Raw genomic sequence first — 2,703 nt, 5'->3', positions numbered from 1 at the left:
TCCCACCGATGATGCAGGCGGTGGTTGCCGGCATGCCCACGAGCACGCGCAGCGGGGCTGGCTTTCGCCCATCGAGTGCGCATGACCTGTCCAGGTGTCGACGGCCATCGTAAGCTCCCCACTGGCGGCCATTTATGGCGCATTTTGTGGCCATGGTTTCTCCCCGCGTACGGCCAGATAGTTCCCCACCTGCTGTGAGTCAGATTCGGTCCCGGCAACGCTGGGTGGATGAAATCGAGCAGGGAGATCATGGAAATTTTGGAGGCGTACGACCTCACGGGTAGTTATCGGGCGGCGGCGGAGCTGGCTGGGTGTGATCACCACACGGTGGCCCGGTATGTGCAGATGCGCGCTGCGGGGCAGCCGCCGGACCGCCGGCGGCATCGAGCGCGGGCGATCGACGACTTTCTGCCGAAGATCGAGGAGTTGGTGGTCCGCTCGCAGGGCAAGGTCCGCGCGGATGTCATCCACGAACGGATCGTCGCGCTGGGGTTCACCGGCGGTGAGCGGACCACGCGCCGGACGGTCGCGGAGGCGAAGGCCCAGTTTCGGGCTGGTCGGCGGCGAGTGTATCGGCCGTGGGTAACCGAACCTGGGCTGTGGTTACAGTACGACTTCGGTGACGGGCCAACGATTTCCGGCCGGAAGACGACGTTGTTCTGCGCATGGTTGGCGTGGTCGCGATTTCGGGTGGTGATCCCGATCTGGGACAAGACATTGCCGACGGTGGCGGCGTGTTTGGATGCGACATTCCGCCGCTTGGGCGGGGTTCCGGTCTATGTCCTCACCGACAACGAGAAGACCGCGACGATCGATCACGTGGCCGGGATCGCGGTCCGCAATCCGGAGATCGTGGAGGTGGCACGGCATTACGGCACGACGCTGCGGACGTGTTTACCTGCTGATCCGGAGTCGAAGGGAGGAAGTGAGGCGACGGTGCGGATCGCCAAAGCCGACCTGTTGCCGAAGGAGGTGAACCTGCGCGAGCAGTATCACTCTTTCGGTGAGCTCGAGTCGGCTTGCCGGCAGTTCTGCACCGACGTCAACACCCGCGTCCACAGCTCTACTCGGCGGCGGCCGGTCGAGCGGCTGGCCGAAGAGTTGCAGCGGCTGCATCCGCTGCCGAAATCTCCGTTCACCGCGGTGTTCGGCACTACCCGGCGGGTGAACTGGGAGTCGACGATCTCGGTGGAAGGGGTGCGGTATTCGGTGCCGCACACGTTGATCGACACTCGGGTCTGGGCCCGCTTCCATGGTGAGGAGCTGATCGTGACCGCCGTCGACAATGATGGCGGTGCAGTCGAAGTCGCGCGGCACCGCCGCGGCCAACCCGGTTCACCGGTCCTCGACAACGACCACTACCCACCCCGCCCAGACCGCGACGCCGCCGACCGGGTGCCCAAGCCTCGTACCGCCGCCGAGCTCGCCTTCCTACAGTTGGGCCAGGGTGCCAACAGCTGGCTGGTCGAGGCTGCCGCCGCGGGAGCGCGCCGCATCAGGGCGAAGATGGCCGAGGCCGTGGACCTTTCGAAGCTGCACTCCCCGGACGCAGTCGACAGAGCGTTGGGGACGGCGGCGATGACCGGCCGGTTCGCCGATCGGGACCTGATCTCGATCCTCGACTACCAAGTCACCCACGAACACGCTGATCCGGTCCGTCGCAGCGAGAACCACACTCTGCAACCGGGCACCGCCGCCTGGTCCACCTTCGGCCAGACACCAGCGCCGGCCAGCCCAGCCACTACTGACGATGAAAGCGATGACGCCTGATGAGCACCCCTTTGCGCACTGTTACCAGCGCTAACGGCGACCCGTTGGCCGAGGCGATCGACCTGACTAAACGCCTGAAACTGCCCCATATCCGCAGGTCCTTGAGCGATATCATCCCGACCGCGAAAGCCCAACGCTGGGACCCCGCCGAAGTCGTGCGGGTTCTCCTCGCTGAGGAAGCCGCCGGCCGGGACCGGGCGAACCTGCACACTCGCCGCAAACGCGCGGGTTTCCCTACCGGCAAGACCTTCGGCGACTGGGACGAAACGAAATCGTCGATTCCCCGCGCCACCCAGGACGCGCTCCGCACCCTGGAGTGGGTCGGGCGGCGTGAATGTTTCTGCGTCTGTGGGCCTTCGGGAACTGGCAAGTCTCACTTCACCGAGGCACTCGGGCAGGCCGCAGTCGAAGCTGGGCTGGCGGTGTCTTGGTTCACCATCGAAGACCTCGGTGCCCTGGTCCGCCGGCACCGTGCCGACGACTCCATCGCCCGAGCCCTGACGAGGATCATCCGCTCCGACCTGATCATCGTCGACGACATCGGTCTGCTCCCGGTCTCTGAAGACGCCGCCGAAGGATTCTATCGCCTCGTCGACGCTGCCTACGAACGCCGAGCGATTGCCGTCTCGAGCAACCTGCACCCCTCCGGCTTCGACGAGATCATGCCCAAAACATTGGCCACCGCCACCGTTGACCGGCTCCTGCACCATGCGCACGTCGTCGTCACCGACGGCGACTCCTTCCGCCTCACCGAAGCCACCACCGGCAAGGGGGTGAAGCCCTTCAGCTAACCCAAATCAGAAAGCGGGTGGGGAAAAACAACTGGCCGCCACCGGGGAGAACCCGTGGCCACCAGCGGGGAGAACTACTGGCCGCCTACGGGGAGAACTTCGTGGCCATTGACATGCAACTCGCCAATTCGCTGCTGATAGG

The 2,703-nt window shown here is 65.3% G+C and carries 2 protein-coding genes; both read left to right on the top strand.

Annotated elements, in window-relative coordinates; translation table 11 throughout:
• Nucleotides 1–228: 228 nt before the first annotated feature.
• Complete coding sequence (gene istA, locus ACF09J_RS35955) at nucleotides 229–1,770, top strand: IS21-like element IS1415 family transposase (RefSeq protein ID WP_030538069.1); 1,542 nt, start codon at nucleotides 229–231, stop codon at nucleotides 1,768–1,770.
• A complete protein-coding gene (istB, locus tag ACF09J_RS35950; protein ID WP_003944771.1) occupies nucleotides 1,770–2,561 on the top strand; it encodes an IS21-like element IS1415 family helper ATPase IstB in 792 nt (263 codons plus the stop codon). The genes istA and istB overlap by 1 nt, the downstream gene beginning before the upstream one ends.
• Nucleotides 2,562–2,703 lie beyond the last annotated feature (142 nt).

It is taken from the genome of Streptomyces sp. NPDC014889 (assembly GCF_043081205.1).
GTDB lineage: Bacteria > Actinomycetota > Actinomycetes > Streptomycetales > Streptomycetaceae > Streptomyces.
The sequence above is the reverse complement of the archived record's forward strand: the minus strand, read 5'-3'. Positions and strand labels throughout refer to the sequence as shown.

Excerpts from the sequence above, each read along its gene's own strand:
- istA (WP_030538069.1), top strand. The coding sequence starts at position 229 with ATGAAATCGAGCAGGGAGATCATGGAAATTTTGGAGGCGTACGACCTC.
- istB (WP_003944771.1), top strand. The coding sequence starts at position 1,770 with ATGAGCACCCCTTTGCGCACTGTTACCAGCGCTAACGGCGACCCGTTG.